This window comes from Pseudomonas asplenii (genome assembly GCF_900105475.1).
GTDB lineage: Bacteria > Pseudomonadota > Gammaproteobacteria > Pseudomonadales > Pseudomonadaceae > Aquipseudomonas > Aquipseudomonas asplenii.
Map to the genome: position 1 here is coordinate 516,173 of NZ_LT629777.1, position 13,645 is coordinate 529,817.

Genomic DNA, 13,645 nt, shown 5'->3' on the forward strand with positions numbered 1-13,645 from the left:
AAATCCTTTAAATTGATTGGTTACGCCTACCTTGATGTTCGGCGCGTCGAGAAAACATATCTGGCCAGTAGACAAAATGCATTCCAACTACGTGTCATTTTGAGCGAACAAAACCGACGTCGACATGAAGCGATGCATTTATCCCAGGAGAGGTGACGTCAGCTCAGGCTTGCTGACGCAGGTGACGCAGGTGACGCCGCGTATTGAGCGATCGTCCGCTCGACATGAGCATCGGCGCGGCGATAGATTACCGGGAGCTCTGCGTCGAATGCTCGCGCAACGTCTTCAAATGTCGGCGTCGCTTGCCCGTCGCAGCCGCGACGCAGGCGAGCTTTCACTTTGTCGTACACCTTTGCTAGCACTTGGCTCTGCTCGACATAGCGGCGCAGGCTCGACAGCTTGTAGGGGTCAGAGAAGTTTTTAGCAGACGCGTCGATCAGCGCCTCGTATTTAGACATGTCCACGGCGAAAGCAGGTTCAGTGTAGAAGTAGTGATAACAAGCTGTCCTGATTCGTTCGTCCGCTTCGTACTGCTGCTGCCGCAGCAGATCCTCTTCCTCCTCTGCCTCCTCGTCAGCTTGAATTTTCCTCGTGACCAGCATTTCTGCTTTTGAAGCAATGGCCAGTAGCTCCATGTCGTCCCCTTCAAAGGCGATCTGCTTAAGAAAGGTCGCTACGCCCAGCAGTTTGTAGTCCAGGAAAAAATCGTGATCAAGATAATCCCCGTCGATGTTTTGTTGTGATTCCAGTTTCTCGACCCATGCTTCGAGGTTTGCTTTTATCGCTTTGCGCATCCAATTGCCCTTATTCAAATCCAGTCCGTACATGCTGTGTGTTTCTACAGATAAGGCACTATGCTATCAGGTCGCTGGTAGTCCTAGCCCCCTGCAACAGTGGACTGGAAGGCGCGAGAAGCCAAACACAGCACCGGCGACACAAGGGCATACCTTCTGACGTAGATGCCTACGGTACGATTTTCCCCGTACTCTGAGGGCTCCACTTATTCACGGTGACCGGATGATTATTCGTTGGCTGTTGGCATCACTTTTACTGGTGATAGCACAGGGTGTTTCTGCTGAGCCAAGTACGTATGTCTGTGCCGTCGAGCAGTCTGTTGGACTGCATTTCGACAGCCAGACAACCACATGGGTACCCACAACGTTCAAGCCGGGTCATGAATATGTGCTTCGTCGCTTGAGTGAAGACGATCTAAAAAACAACAAATACCGTAGTTTTTTAAATCGCGACCCGAAACCAAACTGGGCCTTTTTCGACGGAGAGATGCCGATAGCGACATGCGTCGAGAATGCTATCAACGTCACGGTGTGTCGGCATGTGACGGCGGATGCCAGCTTTGACAAGGATTCACGCAGATTTGAGATCGTTTATCACGGTGGGTATGTAGACCAAGGCTACTGGCAACAACTGAAGCGGGAAGACCCAAAACAGTACGAATCGCTTCTGTCTTCAGGTGACGGAGCGGATGCCCTGCATCCCGATGATCTGGTGATTAACATTGGCAAGTGCAACCCAGATCGCTAACAGAACGAGTCCTAAGCCACAAGCGGCCTGTGTTGTCTCACGTGCAACCAAGGACATGATTAGGGACAGGGATCACTCGTGTCGACTGATTGCTTGCCGGTCGAAGGAGCGATAGCAAGCACTGTACAGGTGAAAGGGTTATGGCAATATGACCCCATGCGTCGTTGAGAAATGCCTTCATGCTGGCGCACACATAGGACGTGAAATGACATCGCTGGCAGCCCATCTCTCCTGGCTTGAACCCAAGGGCACGTATACCTCAGCGTGTGGGCGCTCAATCCCGGTTTATCGATTCAACCACAATGCATTAGATACTTCCATAATGTCCGGCTGGGCGAGACATTTTAGAAATCACTACTGTAGCGACCAAGAACTGCGCTACTTAAAAAACCCCACAAAGACTAATTCAGAATATCTGATCACGGAAAAATTCCCTAGCGAATCGATTGCGCCAGGCCCAAGCATTCGGGCCGGGGATTTCGCAGAGATTCTAATAGCTGATTACCTTCAATATATTAGAAACTACGCAGTCCCTCGAACGCGCTATGATCGAAAGATCATCGCGAATGAATCCAGCAAGGGATCAGACGTAATAGCTTTCAAAAAAAATCCGAATGTAATCAGTGAAAAAGATGAATTATTGATATTTGAAGTAAAGGCAAAAGCAACTGAAAAGACAAAAATCAACGTCCTTCAGAATGCAATTGATGACTCTATTAAAGATGAAATCCGGATTGCAGAGTCTTTGAACGCGATGCGTCAGAGGTTATATGATCGACAAGATTTCGATGGAGTCGACTTGATAGAGCGTTTCCAGCGCGAACCTGACTATCCTTGCAAACGCAAGTATGGCGCGGCTGCGGTTTACACAGAGTCATCGCTACACGAGAGCGTGGTATGTACCTCACATGCAGGCAATCACCCTAGTGCCGACAGCCTGGAACTACTCGTGGTGAGTGGGGTTGAACTGATGTCACTGATTCACGAGCTTTATCGGAGAGCCGCAGATGAGGCTTGAAAACAAAGGTCGTGAAATCCTTGATATTACACGCGCGAAAGCAAAACAGTATGAGTTTGGAATCGAAGAGGAATATCACGTTGAGCTTCCTCAGGACCCTAAGCGATTGCTAGTGTTCACGATTGGAGTGCTCGGAGAGTTGGCTGCACTTGAATCCCGCCCCTCAGATGAGCGCGAAGAACACAAACAAGTACTGAAGCAACAATTAGTGCTAGCTGGACAATTTTTTGAATCTTTGAGTCTGTCTCGCCTAACAAGCGAAATAGATGAATATCTAAAAATTTTGAGCTCGGCCTCTTATTATCTTGCCGACATGCCAGGCAGTTCATTGGTCCTAGCCAGAGCGGTTTCAAAAACTCCCTCAGAGCTGACAGCCAGTAGACTCGAAAGCTTGTTAGTGTGGCTACTAAAATCCGAGCTGAATGAAAACTTTTCTCTCGCTTCATCAGGGAGCTATAACGACCAGATTCGCAAAACAGCAATGGCTTATCGCGCTTTTATGAATATGGAGGCGGATCTATCAGACGTAGAAGACGAGTTACATGAGTTCAGAAGTACCGTCTATGCGAGCGGCTCAGATCGTGAGGTGCTGCTGGCCGACACTATCAATGCTCTAATTAAAAGAAAAATCAATAATTCGTCATTGGTCTGCCTACCCAAATACACCGGCTTGGAACAGAGTCGTTGGCACCCAGCTCTTGCAAACGACAAGTTTATGAAGGAGTTCTGGCCTGCCCAGCGCTTGGTGGGAAGACTGGGCGTGCTGAAGGGTGAGTCAGCAGTTATGCAAATGCCCACCAGTGCGGGTAAGACCAAGTCTACCGAGCTTATCATTCGGAGCGGATTTCTCTCAGGTCGTGCAAAACTAGCTGTGATTGTCGCCCCCTTCCGTGCATTGTGCCGGGAAATAACTCAGGGCTTCATGGCATCTTTTGAGCACGACTCCGTCAACATCAACGAGCTTAGAGATGTTACAAGTGTGGATGAGGATGAGCAGGAATTTCTAAAATTTTTGCTTGGTGAAGATTTCAAAGGCAAATATGATCATACTGTAATTGTTTCAACTCCAGAAAAATTAGTTTACTTACTTAGGCATGAACCTTCTCTGGCCAAAAAAATTGACTTGCTGATATTTGACGAAGGCCATCAATTTGATAGCGGAAAAAGGGGAGTAACCTATGAGCTTTTGATTGCTTCGCTGAAGAAAACAATACCTGAGCAGGCGCAAAAGGTGTTGATTTCAGCGGTTATGTCAAATGCAGAAACAATTGGCGACTGGCTGAATGGAGAGTCCAGCCTAAGCATCCAGGGTAGTAATTGGCTGCCATCTATCAAAAGCGTAGCCTTTCTCAGCTGGTTTCACGATATGGGTCAACTGAGTTACCTCGGGCAAGACAATAAACGCGACAGCGGCTTATATGTCCCCAAGATCATCCAACAGTCAAGCCTTGAGCTGCGAGGGAGAGAAAGCAAAGCTCGGTTTTTTCCAACAAAGACCGAAGTGCAATCAATTTCCTGCTACTTGGGACTTCGATTGTGCCAGCAGGGACCAACAGCTATATTTTGCGGGGACAAGAGAACAGTCATAAGTCTGTGTTCAACCATTGTAGATGTGTACAAACGAGGATTGTCACTTCCAACGCCAAGCTCAGTCTCAGACACCAATGAGCTTCAGAAAATTGCGTTTCTATCACATCTACACTTTTCCGATCAGCACATTTTTTCTGAAGCTATTCCCCTAGGAGTCTTGCCTCACAGTTCAGCCATTCCAAATGGTCTCAGAATCGCGGTTGAATGGGCCATGGATAAGGGTGCTGGACATCTCGTCATATGCACCTCGACTCTCGCTCAGGGTGTAAATCTTCCAATTAAATACCTGCTAATCTCAAACTTGATGCAGGGTGGTAAAAGGATTTCCACTAGGGAATTCCAAAACCTGATTGGTCGCGCTGGACGATCAGGCTATCACACTGAAGGTGGAATAATTTTCACTGACCCCAAAATTTACGACAACCGTTTTCACTGGAGAGGACGTGAAAAATGGGCGAGAACTCTCAAACTGTTAAACTTTAGTAACGCCGAAGAGTGCCTGAGTAGCTTGATGGAAATAGTTCAGCCATTCCCTCTGATAAAAGGTGAAAATGACGTTCTAAATTTTATCTCTAACCCGTTTAGGGAAAGAGAATTGTGGCGTGAATGGTGCGAGGAAAGCGGAATCCCTGAGGAAAGCTTTACTGAACTGATGCAAGATTTGGATAAAAAGGAGCAAATCCTTCATTCTATTGAAAGCTATTTCATGTCAATTTTGAAGGATGACAGTTCCTTACTATCAACAGAATACTTTCTAGACCTAGCTTACGAAACTCTTGCCTACCATCTTGCAAACGACGACGCTAAAGATCAGTTAGTGGCAGTATTTACTGCCATCCACACAAGGTTAAGCGTGATACCTGTAGAAAAATTCTCCTATTATGGAAGGACCCTACTTGGACTTGATGAGCTTATTTATATCGAACACTGGATAGCATCTCAAATATTCGAGCTTGAATTTTGTGATTCTCCTCAGGATCTACTCGAAGTATGCTGGCCCTTAATCACGATATTTGCCAGAAAGAAAATCACCTCTAACATTTATCCACAGGAGCAAGCGGTAAACATTGCCACTCAATGGTGCAATGAAACCAGTTACGCAGAAATTTTAACTTATGCCAAACTAAACAATTTTTCCGTCAAGGCAAAAAGCACTTATTACTCGATTACTCAAGAGCACATTGTAGATTTCTGCTCCGCTCTCTCTTACGATGGAATGTTAATAATTGGAGCTATCGGCGATATTGTCGAAGGCAAGGCCTTGAATGAAACATTGCTTAACCATGCCAGATCACTTCAGAATCAGCTGAAACTCGGCCTATCAGACGAATTCAAAATTTGGATACACGGACAAGGATTCCCGGATAGAGAGGTGTGCAAGTTCATCAGCCTGCAATTTGAAAGCGTTCGAGAAAACAAAAACATTATTGACTACAAAATATTCAAGAATAATAAGCAACTGCTAAAAGAAACTTTATCGAGACTACCTACTGCGTTTTCATTGCCAAAATTTATTTAACTGCTTGTCGTAGTTATAATATTGCAAACCTTGCTCTCACTGCATTATTTTCACATCGATGCGGCAAAATATAGGAAACCAGCCGTATGAACGGCTGGGTATTTCGACCGAAATAGAAAACTACTCCAGACTTGATTATGGGCGGCACTACCCTCGGGCATCTCTTCCTGGTTCGTCTTCATCTACGCGGAATCGCCAGTAGCGATCAGGCTTGACCCACACAACAGTCGAATCTGTGAGTTTTCGAAATGAGGTCAGCACATTCCTTCCCAGAACCTGATTCCCGTCAGCATTCTCTACCAAGAGGACTTCCTGATTGTTCTTAACCAAAAAGTCAACGACGTCGTCCTGATAGATACATGACTCATTTCGAATCTTGTCTAGCATCCAAAGCGCAACGGAATCTGGAGTCATCAATGCTACTCCGCTTTCGGTTTGATTAACTCCAAGGTTTCAGCGCGAAAGCGTCCACTGTCCAGCTTCTTGCCCGCGAACCATTGACAGTTAATCCACTTGCCATCTACGTAAGAGACGACCATGTCAGGACCACCAACGATTAATCGCACCTGTGCACCTGTTACCGCGTCCTCTATTTGCATGAGCTGCTTCTCCATGGTGGCTGGGTTTATTTCCCAAGGTAGCGAAATGGTGGCAGAAAAAGCTATTTCAAGGGGCTTTCAGCAGGCTAGTGTCTCGTCCTACCCCCACTCAAGCGCTGCCGGCACACTGGCCGAGCGCACTGTGCACCGCCCGTATTGCTGTTTATCTGGTCCATTACTCTCATCAGCCGATCACAGACTACCGGCTGAGCGAGCGGAGCCATAGCAAACGCCTGGTCAAGTGGAGTGCAATTTCGCAAAAACGCCAACGCATGCATTGATGCTGCCATCACGTTCACGGAAGCTCACAAATGCGTGATTTACCGTACATGAAGATGCGTCATGCGAGGATGGTGTTCTCGGACAGAACGCAAACGAGTGTTTTGAGTCCGTGGTGTGCAGACTCCCTGGCGGCGTATTTCAAGTTGACGAGGAGAGTCGTCATGCGAGGTACTACTGGTGACCTATGCACCGTGCATAGGTTCGCCCCAATATCAGCACCGGCACCCTAAATTTACTACGTCATTCTGCTTACCGACATTCGCCATCTACATCCGCTATAGCAGCAGCCACACAATCTGCCATTTCGATCAACACATCGACAATGCGCGCATGCTCCCAAGGGTCATTTGGAGCAACCGCCACCGCGACTGCTCTAGGGTTTGCCAATACGGCTTGTAGAGCATCAAGGTCATTTGCGTTCAGGTCTAGGCTGAAGCTCAAGCGTTTAGTCATGATGTAACTCCAAAAGAGGGATCTGGATGCCGACGGCCATCGCCTGTCCTAGATACCCAGCATGTTTGATGTAGCTGAATACTTCGAATCGACTGGCTACCGAGCGAGGGCCGTCGTCGAAAAGGCGATTACGAAGATTGAGTAAGCCGATCTCATCAGGGGCGTTTTCCGAAAATAGCGCCAGGTGCCAACCACCACTTCCCTCCCAGCATTTCTCATCGGATAGCGGATGGGGAACGACGTACGCCTCTTTGATCGGCAACACCTGCTGAGCGATAGCTAACATGAGTACGAAAGGACCTGCGTTTTCGTTGGTAAGCGAAGCGCGAAGCTGTTCAAGTTGGACCGCGAGATTGGAGATCTCTAAAGCAAGCATCTGCTTGCCAAGAGCTTGGATCTGATTAAGGAATTTTTCATGATCCCTAGACATTAGATCGATCTCCTGTGGCTATAAGTTGCTTCACCTTCGTCATACGAAGGTTGGGTTTCTGGCTGGGCAGCCGGCCTTGTTGTCGGTTCTGCCGGAGCAATGGTTTCAGAATTCTGCACTTCTCGCTGGGCGCTCATCGCTTCGATACGCTTCAGGGCTTCGTTGGGATCTTCGCCAAGCTGCAGACCAATACGCTCGCGAACATCCTCGATCTGCGCATCAGCGAACTGGCTGACGAGTCGAGCATGACGCTTCACCGTAAGGCTATCGCCGCCTTGGTCACGATCATAAGCAAGCGAAAAGCGCTGAATTTTATAGCGCTCGGCCAGGGCGATGATTGCCGCCTCAGTGTTTGGACCAGGTTCGCCAGTTGTGCCGATGAACAGGATTCGCTGCCGCTCTTCTGGGCTAGCCAACTGGTAGGTGCTCAGGGTGTCGACACCGCCCTCGCTGAAGCGGATTTCGGTGGGGTTCGCGCATTTCGGGTTGGCGAGGTAGACACCTTTTTCAGTTTCTGTCGTAAAACCCTTGAACTCACGTCGTTCGCCATTGATAACCTGAGCGCCGCGGTACTCATACCCGCAGAACTTGGCATTAGCATCAATGTGAGGAAACACAGCGGAGCCATGCCGGCTCGTACGCCAGCGCGTTTCGGCCAACACTTCGGACGAGATACCTCGCTCTTGGCTCAGATAGCTATCACGGCGAGACATGAAACCGAAAGTGCGGTAGTGGTTTTCCGTGCTGGTTGCGATTGTCTCTAGGCGCTCGCGTTCCTTCCTCTGTCGCGACTCTTCGCGTGCCCGATCAATACGGGCCTGCTCTTCCGCTGATTTACCCAGCGAAGGCAGAACGCCCCCCTGAAACGCACGAATATCGTCCTTGGCCTGGATGAAGGTGCCGCCACTGGCTTCCTGATAGAGCTTGAAGATGTCACCGCTCTTGCCCGAATGGCGGTCATGCCAGACCCAATTGTCATCAGCAGCTTGGTAAATGTCGTATTTCCCTGAGGCGTGGCGGAAAACAGCATGTCCTTTGTACGAGGCCTTCTTGTCGTACTCCATGCCCAGGTGAGCAGCGTAGTCGGCCAAGTCAACGTCGCGTTTCATCGCGGCGACTTCGCGGGCGTCTGATGCTTTGTCGTATTTCATCGAGCGTGCTAAAGCAGTACCAGGAACCTGCCGTCGCACTCGACCAAGAGGCTGTCGATCAGCGAGTGTGTTATCGGGCAATACACCCTCACGTCCCCTTCCGGGACCTGCTGCCAGATCGCATGTGGACAACGTACGCAGACAGTCTGAGGGAGCTCGCCCTGCAGGGCGTTTAAAGTTGCCGAGCGGACGGGAGAAGGCTTCTTCGTTTGCTGCGTCACCGGCGCCGGCGGCGCGGTCAAATTGGCCGAGGCTGCCGGCGACTCGCTGGCCTGCGGCGCCGGCTCGGGATTCGGGTCGGGAAACTCCATCGGCGGCGGCGACAGGTCGTCCATCAACGCGGGGGTATCGGCCGAGGCCGGCAAGGGTGGCAGGTCGGACAGGATCAATTCGGACATAGCGGGCCTCCTGAGGCTCAGGCTTGATCAGTTTCAGCTTCGTGGTGAATAAGGCGGTCTTCATTCCCTGAAGCGTTTCGCAAAGGTCGCGGCGCTGCTCTGGGGGAACGGATGAGCCGGGGTTTGTCCATCGCGCAACTTCTGCACCTGGAGCGGGGTTTTCTGCAGCTACAACGGCAACGCGGCGGGCATCAGCCGGCCAGGTTTGTTCGTCGATGCGAAAGTCGACGATTTCAGCGCCGAAGGCCTTGGCGTGCTCGATCTCAACCTCTATGGGCGGCAGGACGGTGACGGACTGGCGGGGTTGTTCTTGGGGCTGTTCCTTCGCCTGGCCGGGGAACTGGAAAAGTGGAGAGGCCCCCTGGAGACGATCGAGGACGGAAAGTTTCTGAGGGGTCAGCCTGAACGGCTGGCCGGTGTGCACGGATGCGCGAATAGCTTCGCGAGCCTGAGGCATCAGGTCGAGAGCGTTCTCTTTATAGACGAATTCCGCCGTCGACTTCTTGAATGGGAGCCAGTTGGCTTCACTCAGGTACGTTTTGCACCCGTGGACTCCGCGGGTATAGGCGACATACCAAGCCTGCAGAGAAGCGTAGGATGACGGCAGGTAGTAAGACTGCATAACAGTCATGCCCTGCGCTTTATGGCCGGTCATCGTATAGCCGTGCTGCAGCGACTCGTATTCACTGGCATTGATCTTGACCGTCCTCCCATCGTCCCGGGTGATCGTGAACAGAATGTCCTCGATCCGCTCACCGTCGACTTCGCGGGTGACTCGCTCGATACCCAGCACGGTGCCAAGGTCCCCGTTGTAGATCGGTTCATTCTGAGAGTCCTTGGCCGTTTTGCGTAAAAGCAGGCGGTCACCAATCGCAACCTGAATCGTGAATCGCTCGCCGGGCAGTACCTCGGTTTCGATGCTTACGCTGCCTACAGCACTCAATTCACCACGAGCGAATCGGGCATCACGAATTTTGTCGTTGAGCGCCCGTACCTGTTCGTTCGTATCAGTGAGGACAAGAATCTGGGACCAGTCCAACTCACGGACAACGCTATCCTTCCCTGGCAGACCAGCTTTCATGTCAGCGAAAACATCGCCAACCAACTCGTCAGCTTCGTTCACGCCGTCAGCGAAAACCTTGAGCTGATCATCGCGCTGCATGTGGCGGACCGCATCGCTCACCTTGCCTTCATAAAGGGCCTGAGCAGTAGGCCTGAACTGGTCGACTTGGCGGGCGATCGTTTCGATCTTGGCGCAGCGATCCCCAACAACGTCGTGCAGAAGGCCGAACAATGCGGCGGTCTCCACTGCGTCATGCTGGTTTCTATCACCAACGCAGATCAGGCGGGCGCCTGCCTGGTGACAAGCCACCACCAGGTTATGCATCTGGTAGGTGTCCAGCATGCCGGCTTCGTCGCACACGACGATATCGCCGCGTCCGATGAGATCCTGCTGTTTGAAACGCTGCCCAACCTGCTGCGCGGCAAGCGCGTTCTGGTGCTTGATCAGTAGTGAATGGACAGTCTGGGCCTGAATACCGGTCGACTTAGCCAGCTCCGTTGCCTGCTTGTTTGCAGGCGCAACGCCAATTACACGGCGCCCCTGCGCCTTGAAAACTTCGGCGTATACGCGGAAGGTCGGCGCCAGAGTGGAAGACTTACCAACGCCAGCGGCCCCCTTAAAGAATGTGTACTGACCTAGTCCAGTCAGATCGTAGGCAGCTTGGCGCTGCTCCTGAGTGAGCCGAAAAGGCTTTTCGCCTGGCTTCTGGGTCGCCTGTTTTTCCTTCTCATAGTCGTCAATCACCTGGTCAACAAAGGCACGGCCAACATTCCAACTCGGATCATCGAGACCAGCATGCACCGCCTTTACGCAGTCGGCTTCAAGGGTGAAGAGCTCCTTCGTCGTGTAACGCTTCGACGGCATGCGGCCGTTTTCGTCCGGCTGCTGGGGAATTTCGATGAGGCCGAGTTGTTTGTAAATCTCCGACTTGGTTGCTTCGATTTCTTCAAGGCCACCTTTGCCAATGGTCAGGTGCGCGGCCGCGGAATCGATCGCGAATTCATCGATCACGGTGGATCCGCGGAACACCATACGCTGCAGCTCAGCGAGACTCGGTGCCTGGAGATCTTTGGTGGTTGATGCCTTCAGCTCGACAGTGGGAATCGCTTCGCGCCAATGACCATCCAGGCTGTCGCCTAGCTCGATGTCCTTCGCATCGCGGCTTCGGACGGCGATAGCCTGAGCTGCAGCTTGGCCAGCGGTGGCCATAGTCTTCTTCTCTGCCTGGATCTGCTCGCTGCGCTTGGAAAACTCGGCGACGAGTTCCTTCGAAACTGAAGCATCGTTGAGACGCAGGCCATGCCCGCTCCAATCAACGACCATCGCAGAAGCCAACTCAGGGAGGCGTGCCTGGAGACGCTGATAAAAGGCCACGTCGACGACTGCACCAAACTCCTTCTGGCTCTTGTACAGCCATCCCGCATCGAGGGTCAGGAACTTGCCGTCGACGGTGCGAACGAAATTCGGCCGTTCCAGGTGTACGTGAAGCTGAGGATCAGGGAAATCCTGGCCGGGGGCGCGACGTGCTGTGCAATGGGCATATGTCAGAGTGACGCACTCGCCGGTTACAGATTCTGCGCCCTGAGCGCCTTCACGTCCGCGAATCCGGCCAGTACGGTGCTCGCGCTCGATCGCATCGTTCACAGCCCCCATCATGCATTCCTGGATCACGCGACGGGTTTGGTCGTCGGCCTGTGCCCAGTAGATGCTGATGGACTTCTGCAGGCTCACACACGAGCTGAAGCCGAGAACAGGATCCTTTGCCGATTTTTCTTTCCCGTCCTTCTCCAGTCGCTCCAGGTCGCCGGCGTTTAGCTGCTTTTTCGAGGACGGGTTTGCCTTCTTCGATTCAGCTTCCTGAATAGCCTTGTCGATGGCCTTTTGGCGCTTCTCATCAAGGAACGCCTCTCCGGTGCGTGGGTTGATTCCACGGAAAAGAGCTAGGTAATCACCGTCCTGGGGATGCTCACCGAGGCCCAGCTTGTTGGCCAACGGTCCTGCAATACCCGATGCCAAAGTGTCGTTGCCGGACTTGTGGTAGTAGTCCTCTCGTCCTGTGCCCTGGTCGCCCTCCACCTGACTGACGATAGCGGCGATCTCGGCGTCGACTTTCGCCAGTTCGGCAGCCATGACCTCATCTGTCACGCCACGCTCTGCGCCGAGATCAATGCGCTTCTCACGTAAGGCCTGGAGCTCCTTCAGCTTCTTTTCGAAGTAGGAAGCCTTGGCCGCAAAATTACCGGCCGTGGTCTTCTGGTTGCTCATCCCGTAGTGACTCATCGCTCAATCTCCATGCCTGTCTGCTCGGCAATGAGGCGATCCATAACCATCGGCACGAGCCGATTGAGCATCGGCTCGATGGTGTCAGCGAGCAGTTCAGGCCGACGCTCGGCCTGGCTGGCGAGAACCTGCAACAGCAGATCAGGAAGAGCAGAGCCCAGAAGGGAAGAAACGGATTGGGTAATTGCGCCTGCAATCGAAGCCACAACCGGGCCATCGAGCAGAACAGGTACCGGACGAGACGGCTCGGCACAGAAGCGCTGCGCCTCTAGGAAGCCCGCGATCTCTTCGTCTGTACGCTGGGACATGAGGGCATCGAGTACGCGGCCTTGAGCAACGCCCAAGCGTGCCGAAAGGCGCTCCAAGCGCACCGCTGCAACTTCATTCAGGTACTGGGTCGAGGTCTTTGCCCCAGCCTTTTTCCGCGCCATTTTCCTTTTCCCTTCTGAGAACGCTTCTCAGGTAGACGGCTTTAGCCGGCGTACCTTGCTTTTGCTTTGTTGGCTTTACGGCTTGGAGTCCGCGAACTGCGCGGGATCCGGGCCGACGCGAAGCACCCGAAGGGTGCAGATGTGTTAACGAAAGCTGTATATATACAAGCATCTCGCATCACTTTAAGCAAGTTTTGCTTGACTCGCATTAGTTTACAACTAATATGAGCCTCAAGCGGCCTACCTTTGCAGCTTGTTTGCAACAAACCGCCAACTAGAAGCCGAACCTTTGGTAGAGTTAGCAAGCAGTTTTAAACAAACGCAGCGACCATAGGTGAATGCCATGTTTGACCGACGCACAGACGCCGAACGCGCCCGTGATGAGCAGGACCAGCTGGAGTGGATGCGGATGCAGCAGGAAGAGGCCGATCGCAAAACGGCGGCATTGAAAGCCGAGCTGGAGCGTATGAAGGCCGCCGCTGAATCTGGCAGTGGCCAGAAGAACGTAAGGGGAAGTGTCACGAAAGCTTTGCTGCCGAGGATCGAAATCCTCCGCGAAGCAACGCGCTTAGGAACACCGATCACTCAACAACAGGAAATGCTGGAAAGGGCTGGGATCGTTGTTAGCTACAACAGCCTGCGCAAGTTCATCCAGAAATTCTTGGCTCGCGAGTACCGAGAGTTTCTGGCGAACGTACGAACGACCGGAGCTGATCCTGATTTTGGGCGTGAGTTACACCCTGAAGTCATCAGCAAGAACACCCCTGAAGCCTTCGATAAGCGACCAGCAGAAGTACCGAACGCTAACGAAGAGCGCGGTTCAACCGCAGGAAACCTTGACTTAGAGCGGGCGGCAACCCCTCGAAAGTTTCTCTAAAAATCAACGGGA

General features: G+C 51.9%; 11 protein-coding genes. 4 read left to right on the forward strand and 7 right to left on the reverse strand.

What is annotated here, in order from left to right; genetic code table 11:
• Positions 1-158 precede the first annotated feature (158 nt).
• The gene (locus BLU37_RS02380; protein WP_090202119.1) at positions 159-827 is read right to left on the reverse strand and encodes a hypothetical protein; all 669 of its coding nucleotides are present in this window, start codon (positions 825-827) and stop codon (positions 159-161) included.
• A gap of 190 nt (positions 828-1,017) precedes the next feature.
• Here BLU37_RS02380 and BLU37_RS02385 point away from each other — a divergent pair, with 190 nt between their 5' ends.
• The 3 genes from BLU37_RS02385 (at position 1,018) to BLU37_RS02395 (ending at position 5,669) form a co-directional block, all read left to right on the forward strand.
• Positions 1,018-1,542: a hypothetical protein gene (locus BLU37_RS02385; RefSeq protein WP_090202120.1), complete on the forward strand. Its 525-nt coding sequence runs from the start codon at positions 1,018-1,020 to the stop codon at positions 1,540-1,542.
• A gap of 205 nt (positions 1,543-1,747) precedes the next feature.
• A complete protein-coding gene (locus tag BLU37_RS02390; protein WP_090202121.1) occupies positions 1,748-2,560 on the forward strand; it encodes a Hachiman antiphage defense system protein HamA in 813 nt (270 codons plus the stop codon).
• On the forward strand, positions 2,550-5,669 hold the full coding sequence (locus tag BLU37_RS02395) for a DEAD/DEAH box helicase (RefSeq protein ID WP_090202122.1): 3,120 nt from the start codon (positions 2,550-2,552) through the stop codon (positions 5,667-5,669). Before BLU37_RS02390 ends, BLU37_RS02395 begins: the two co-directional genes overlap by 11 nt.
• 147 nt (positions 5,670-5,816) lie before the next feature.
• Here the strand turns inward: BLU37_RS02395 and BLU37_RS29785 are convergent, their stop codons facing one another.
• From BLU37_RS29785 to BLU37_RS02425, 6 genes are all read right to left on the reverse strand, one after another.
• Positions 5,817-6,083, reverse strand: a complete 267-nt coding sequence (locus BLU37_RS29785; RefSeq protein WP_090202123.1) for a DUF6953 family protein — start codon at positions 6,081-6,083, stop codon at positions 5,817-5,819.
• Positions 6,084-6,088: 5 nt separating this feature from the next.
• Positions 6,089-6,283, reverse strand: a complete 195-nt coding sequence (locus BLU37_RS29790) for a DUF2158 domain-containing protein (protein ID WP_408003656.1) — start codon at positions 6,281-6,283, stop codon at positions 6,089-6,091.
• Between the two features lie 516 nt (positions 6,284-6,799).
• The gene (locus BLU37_RS02410) at positions 6,800-7,003 is read right to left on the reverse strand and encodes a hypothetical protein (protein ID WP_090202125.1); all 204 of its coding nucleotides are present in this window, start codon (positions 7,001-7,003) and stop codon (positions 6,800-6,802) included.
• Entirely contained in the window at positions 6,996-7,433 is a 438-nt protein-coding gene (locus BLU37_RS02415) for a hypothetical protein (RefSeq protein ID WP_090202126.1), read from the reverse strand. Before BLU37_RS02415 ends, BLU37_RS02410 begins: the two co-directional genes overlap by 8 nt.
• Entirely contained in the window at positions 7,433-12,325 is a 4,893-nt protein-coding gene (gene mobF / locus BLU37_RS02420; RefSeq protein WP_090202127.1) for a MobF family relaxase, read from the reverse strand. Before mobF ends, BLU37_RS02415 begins: the two co-directional genes overlap by 1 nt.
• Positions 12,322-12,756, reverse strand: a complete 435-nt coding sequence (locus BLU37_RS02425; protein ID WP_090202128.1) for a hypothetical protein — start codon at positions 12,754-12,756, stop codon at positions 12,322-12,324. Before BLU37_RS02425 ends, mobF begins: the two co-directional genes overlap by 4 nt.
• A 343-nt stretch (positions 12,757-13,099) precedes the next feature.
• On the opposite strand from BLU37_RS02425, the gene BLU37_RS02430 reads away from it, so the two are divergent.
• A complete protein-coding gene (locus BLU37_RS02430; protein WP_090202129.1) occupies positions 13,100-13,633 on the forward strand; it encodes a hypothetical protein in 534 nt (177 codons plus the stop codon).
• Positions 13,634-13,645 lie beyond the last annotated feature (12 nt).

What these genes read in the sequence shown, in the direction of transcription:
- BLU37_RS02380 (WP_090202119.1), bottom strand. Translation starts at nt 827, where the DNA reads ATGTACGGACTGGATTTGAATAAGGGCAATTGGATGCGCAAAGCGATA.
- BLU37_RS02385 (WP_090202120.1), top strand. Translation starts at nt 1,018, where the DNA reads ATGATTATTCGTTGGCTGTTGGCATCACTTTTACTGGTGATAGCACAG.
- BLU37_RS02390 (WP_090202121.1), top strand. Translation starts at nt 1,748, where the DNA reads ATGACATCGCTGGCAGCCCATCTCTCCTGGCTTGAACCCAAGGGCACG.
- BLU37_RS02395 (WP_090202122.1), top strand. Translation starts at nt 2,550, where the DNA reads ATGAGGCTTGAAAACAAAGGTCGTGAAATCCTTGATATTACACGCGCG.
- BLU37_RS29785 (WP_090202123.1), bottom strand. Translation starts at nt 6,083, where the DNA reads ATGACTCCAGATTCCGTTGCGCTTTGGATGCTAGACAAGATTCGAAAT.
- BLU37_RS29790 (WP_408003656.1), bottom strand. Translation starts at nt 6,283, where the DNA reads ATGGAGAAGCAGCTCATGCAAATAGAGGACGCGGTAACAGGTGCACAG.
- BLU37_RS02410 (WP_090202125.1), bottom strand. Translation starts at nt 7,003, where the DNA reads ATGACTAAACGCTTGAGCTTCAGCCTAGACCTGAACGCAAATGACCTT.
- BLU37_RS02415 (WP_090202126.1), bottom strand. Translation starts at nt 7,433, where the DNA reads ATGTCTAGGGATCATGAAAAATTCCTTAATCAGATCCAAGCTCTTGGC.
- mobF (WP_090202127.1), bottom strand. Translation starts at nt 12,325, where the DNA reads ATGAGTCACTACGGGATGAGCAACCAGAAGACCACGGCCGGTAATTTT.
- BLU37_RS02425 (WP_090202128.1), bottom strand. Translation starts at nt 12,756, where the DNA reads ATGGCGCGGAAAAAGGCTGGGGCAAAGACCTCGACCCAGTACCTGAAT.
- BLU37_RS02430 (WP_090202129.1), top strand. Translation starts at nt 13,100, where the DNA reads ATGTTTGACCGACGCACAGACGCCGAACGCGCCCGTGATGAGCAGGAC.